Here is a 4,939-nt window from a genome sequence, read left to right as displayed (position 1 = left end):
GTTGGCGAACTTTCAGAGCCCTTTGAAGGGCTGGCCAGTAACGAAGGCTTTCAGCCGTAGAACAAACCACCCGTTTTTACGGGTGGTTATGATTTCATCAAAACTATTTCTTTAACATAACTTCTAGTGATATTGGTTGCTGCGGTAAACCCTGACCGAAGCACCGTCTCTCCACGTTCAAGTGCTGTTTAACGCTCCGCAAAGCCCCACTACCGCACTGGAAGAAACGCGGAAGGATTGATACTTGAAGGGGACTGGAAAGGAGACGGGCTGGGCTTCTTTGTAATGCCTCATGGGAGAGGGCTCAAGGAAGCAGCCTCTCAAACAACCGGAAACACTCCGTACATCTCCGATTGGCTATATCCTGCTAAACTTTAATGTTAGGATCCTACTTAAGGTGGATTTAGCTTGGAAATTGGTCTATTCAAACCCAAGACTGATGCTTAGATTAAGGTAAACATATTAGTATCATATTAAGGAAATTTAGTGAAAAGTTAAATTAATATTTGGGAGGGTGTATCAAATGGATGAAGGTGATAAACCAATTGGTATATGGTTATAAGAAGCAGATAAGTCAATCTTAGAAAAGATAAACGAAAATTTGGAACAGTATAATCTGACACGCAGTCACTGACAGGTGTTGGATACTGTTTTTGAAAAAATGAAAAAAGTTACCATAGTTTTACTTTCAATTTGCTTTTTGTTGGTAATGGGATTTGTGATTATTAGTCTGCCCGTCTCATTGTAGAAGGATAAAAATTAAATACGATGAAAAACGATTGGAAAAGAAATACATTGAAGCTATATGAAAATGAAAAAACGCCAAAACTTTGATATATCAATAGTTTTGGCGTTTAGTGAAATCGTATGAATTTCATAAGTGGAGAATAGGGGGCTCGAACCCCTGACCTTTTGGCTGCCAGCCAAACGCTCTCCCAGCTGAGCTAATCCCCCGTATGATGTTTACATGGACTATTATAAGAGATTATCCTGTGATAAATCAAGAGGGAATTGTAGGTTGTCCGGTTTATTAGTTTTGATGAAGGAAAACTCCGATTAAGGGAGAATAAATGTATTTTGAAAAAAACATTGAGTGTATATAGAGAAAAGAGGAAGTTATTAATGTTTATAGGTGCACTGATCGAAACAGAGCGATTGCTCATTCGCCCGTATCAGCTAGAAGACGTGGATGGAATCTATGAGGTAGTGAGTGAAAAATACTTTTTTCGATATATTCCAGAAGAGCCCCCGTCACGAGAGGGTGTGAGACAAATTATCGAGTGGTCCATGGCGCAGAATCAAAAGAATAAGCCAGAGAAGATTTACAAGTTTAATCTGGCTATCATTCATAAGGTGGATAACAAGGTTATCGGCTATTGCGGGTTGGGTCCAGATGATCTCGGAATGGGGGAAACAGAAATCTATTATGGGATTTCGAACAGATATCGAAAGCGGGGACTTGCGCTGGAAGCGGCTCGTGCTACATTGCAATATGGTTTTGAAGTGATTGGCTTAAAAAAAATCATGGCGTTTGTCGACTATCGAAACCACCCTTCTATTAAACTAATTGAAAACTTAGGATTGATATACCATTTTAGAGTAGGTCATCTGGAAGTAGAATACAAAGACTTTGATGGTCAGTGTTATTATACATTAACGGCTGAGGAGTATCGTAAGAAAAATCCAAATCCAAATCTTCTTTAAAATCTCCCAAGTAAATTGGAGAGCCTACAAAAATTCTGAAGAAGAATCTCTTTCCACCCTTTATATCTCATTTTTACATATCATGCGACTTAAGCAGTAAGGGTTCAATTGAATATCATTCATATTAATCCTATATTTGAATATTTTAATCAATGACAGGATATTTTTCGTGGGAAGTGAATACAATGAAGGAATTATTACTGCAATATATGGATTATGAGGTTCTTTTTAAACTTACTTTTGCTGCAATTTCAGGGATAGGTATTGGGTTAGAGAGGGAGTTGAAAGGGAAACCGCTAGGATTAAAGACATGCTTAATCATATCGGTAATGGCCTGCTTATTGACCATTGTTTCTTATGAATCTGCTTTTTTATATTCTAAAGAATATGCTCGACCTATGGACCCCGGGCGAATCCCATCATATATAATCAGTGGCATTGGTTTTCTGGGGGCAGGAGTAATCCTGAGAAGGGGAAATGAAGCAATCTCGGGGCTAACGACTGCATCTTTAGTTCTTGCATCAGCAGGAATTGGAATTACCATTGGAGCGGGATTTTATATTGAGGCCATTTCAGGTGTCATCTTTTTAATTATTGGAGTGAAGATCATCCCATTATTATTTGATTGGATTGGCCCAAAAAAGCTAAAGGAAAAAGAGATCAAGGTAAAGCTATATATTGAAAAATCAACACATTTAACGGATATGATCAAAGCAATCAAGAGTAAGGATCTCGGAGTTAGAAGATTGAGGGTAAAAGAAGAATCTGAAGATATTGAGATAAGTTGTCTGTTAACTACCCACAAGGGAATTTATACAACGGATATTTTTTATGAGCTGAAATCTATAGCTGGGATTATTCAAGTAGAAGTTGAAAGTGTAGATTAAAGCAAAACAATATCCCGAATTTGGCTAGGATGGTGCGTATCACAAATATATTGGTAGTTTTTTTTAGGTGCATAGATGTACAATATTGCTAGTAAGTCATACGCATTTTCAGAAAGGAGTCGATGGTGGTGGGTCCAAAGCTGAACCCTTACCTAGCGTTAGCTATCGGTGTCCTTTCCGTTTCGACATCAGCCATTTTGGTTAAGGTATCCTCAGCACCTTCGGGAGTGATTGCTTTTTACCGTTTGCTGTTTTCAGTTCTCTTTATGTTACCTATTTTTCTGTTAAGGTATGTCTCAGAGCTGCACCATATTACGAAACGAGATTGGATATTTTCGATTGTTGCGGGTGTTTTCTTAGCCTTTCATTTTATCCTATGGTTTGAATCGTTGAACTACACCTCTGTTGCCAGTTCTACCGTATTAGTAACGCTACAGCCCTTATTTGCATTTGTTGGAACTTATTTTTTCTTTAAGGAAAAGTTCACAGTTAGAGCCATTCTATGTGGAGTGATTGCCATTGTAGGAAGCGTCATTATTAGCTGGGGGGACTTTAAGATTAGCGGTTCAGCCCTTTTTGGTGATATTCTAGCGCTCATTGCCTGTGCGCTTATTACTGCCTATTTAATGTTTGGGCAGACGGTTAGAAAAAGGGTTTCACTGATTACCTATACATTTGTTGTATATAGCATTTGTACGATCACCCTGCTTGCTTATGTACTGCTCTTAGAACAGCCGTTAGTTCCTTATCCAACCAGTGATTGGGTATATTTTGTTCTTTTGGCTCTCGTTCCTACGTTGCTTGGGCACACATTATTTAATTGGACGATTAAATGGCTTAGCACTTCAACGATTTCGATGGCCATATTGTTAGAACCAGTTGGAGCGACTGTTTTAGCTTATTACCTTTTGGATGAACCAATTTTAGTAACGCAAATAACAGGAGGTTCCATTATTATCGTAGCATTATGCTTTTTCTTATTAGAAGGGAAGACCTCAAAAAGTAATTTGAAGTTAAAAAATGAACATTAATATTCTCTATTTAAAGAAGAGGGGCCAAGAGCAATGACGTGGAATGAAGCCTTCGAGACTTTTCCGGTATTAGAAACGGCAAGATTGAGGTTGCGAAATCTAGAAGTGACAGATGCACCGAGTATATTTCGTTATTTTTCTATGGATAAAGTTATGGAATATTATGACTTAGAGACGTTTACCTCTCAGCAACAAGCTATCGATTTGATTGAAGGCCTCTTATTTCGATATGAAACAGGAAGGCAAATCAGATGGGGCATTACTCTTAAGGATGATAATGTCATCATTGGAAGCTGTGGATTTCATGCGTTGGAGGAGCAACATTTGAAGGTGGAAATCGGTTATGATCTACATCCAGATTATTGGTCAAAGGGTATCATGACAGAGGTCATTCAAAAAGTTGTTGATTTCGGTTTTCGTGTGATGGAATTAAACCGAATAGAGGCGTTTTACGATCCGATGAACATTGCCTCACGGAAAGTGTTAGAGAAAAATGGATTTCAATATGAGGGCACACTAAGAAAAAGATTTCTAAACAAGGGAAAATTCGTTGATGCCGTTTTGTCTTCGTTACTTAGGGAAGAATATTTAGAATAGAGGAGAATCTCACTAAACGAGATTCTCTTCTTAACTTTAGACTGTATGTTACAGGGAAATTGGTTTCTTACAAAAAATGTTCCAACAATCTAGAGCAAGTAAGTAAAGCCTGAAAAGACAAAGGCCAGTGTTAGTGTAACAATAAAGGTCCCTCCCTGGACTTTTTCGTTGGAGTTAGCGATTTTGATTCCTTCGATGAAAGAGAAAGCGAATAAATAGACAGCCATGATAAATGATAGATATAATGCAACGGATTCTAGCACTTTTTCCATTCCTCTCATAATATTTGATGTTGTCTATTTATATGAAAAATGTCTATTAATTATTACTTAAGTAAAAAAGAGGCTCTTCTTAAAAACATTAAATTAAATAAAAAATTATATTGCAAACATTTTTTGAACATGTTATATTATTGCTTGTCCTCAAAAGAACATTTGATTATAAAAATGTTTTTCGAAAAAAGTTATTGACTTTAAATGAGGAAATATGTTATATTATAAAAGTCGCCTCAAGGCGATAGAGAAACTTGATTCTGTGATTGAATGATACTCAATCACTTGAAATTAAACTTGTTCTTTGAAAACTAAACAAATCATACGTCAACGTTAATTCTAGTTGTTTTAAAAAAACAACAAATTTTTATGAGCTATATCAACTCTTTATTGGAGAGTTTGATCCTGGCTCAGGACGAACGCTGGCGGCGTGCCTAATACATGCAAG

Annotated in this window: 5 protein-coding genes, 1 tRNA gene and 1 rRNA gene; 5 read left to right on the top strand and 2 right to left on the bottom strand. The window is 37.2% G+C overall.

Going from position 1 to position 4,939, the window contains the following annotated elements; genetic code table 11:
• Positions 1–881 precede the first annotated feature (881 nt).
• Positions 882–954, bottom strand: a tRNA-Ala gene (locus tag J2S07_RS21435).
• Between the two features lie 168 nt (positions 955–1,122).
• On the opposite strand from J2S07_RS21435, the gene J2S07_RS21430 reads away from it, so the two are divergent.
• The 4 genes from J2S07_RS21430 (at position 1,123) to J2S07_RS21415 (ending at position 4,219) form a co-directional block, all read left to right on the top strand.
• Positions 1,123–1,704, top strand: a complete 582-nt coding sequence (locus J2S07_RS21430) for a GNAT family N-acetyltransferase (RefSeq protein WP_307152416.1) — start codon at positions 1,123–1,125, stop codon at positions 1,702–1,704.
• 185 nt (positions 1,705–1,889) lie between these two features.
• The gene (locus J2S07_RS21425) at positions 1,890–2,591 is read left to right on the top strand and encodes an MgtC/SapB family protein (RefSeq protein WP_307152415.1); all 702 of its coding nucleotides are present in this window, start codon (positions 1,890–1,892) and stop codon (positions 2,589–2,591) included.
• Between the two features lie 122 nt (positions 2,592–2,713).
• On the top strand, positions 2,714–3,622 hold the full coding sequence (locus tag J2S07_RS21420) for a DMT family transporter (protein WP_370872916.1): 909 nt from the start codon (positions 2,714–2,716) through the stop codon (positions 3,620–3,622).
• A gap of 33 nt (positions 3,623–3,655) precedes the next feature.
• The gene (locus J2S07_RS21415) at positions 3,656–4,219 is read left to right on the top strand and encodes a GNAT family N-acetyltransferase (RefSeq protein WP_307152413.1); all 564 of its coding nucleotides are present in this window, start codon (positions 3,656–3,658) and stop codon (positions 4,217–4,219) included.
• An 89-nt stretch (positions 4,220–4,308) separates the two neighbouring features.
• Here J2S07_RS21415 and J2S07_RS21410 read toward each other — a convergent pair whose 3' ends face one another.
• Positions 4,309–4,491, bottom strand: a complete 183-nt coding sequence (locus J2S07_RS21410; RefSeq protein WP_307152412.1) for a hypothetical protein — start codon at positions 4,489–4,491, stop codon at positions 4,309–4,311.
• A 387-nt stretch (positions 4,492–4,878) separates the two neighbouring features.
• On the opposite strand from J2S07_RS21410, the gene J2S07_RS21405 reads away from it, so the two are divergent.
• Positions 4,879–4,939 (top strand): 16S ribosomal RNA (locus J2S07_RS21405); the annotation flags it as partial.

Origin of the sequence: Anoxybacillus andreesenii (assembly GCF_030813005.1) — a bacterium.
Classification (GTDB): domain Bacteria; phylum Bacillota; class Bacilli; order Bacillales; family Cytobacillaceae; genus Robertmurraya; species Robertmurraya andreesenii.
The sequence above is the reverse complement of the archived record's forward strand: the minus strand, read 5'-3'. Positions and strand labels throughout refer to the sequence as shown.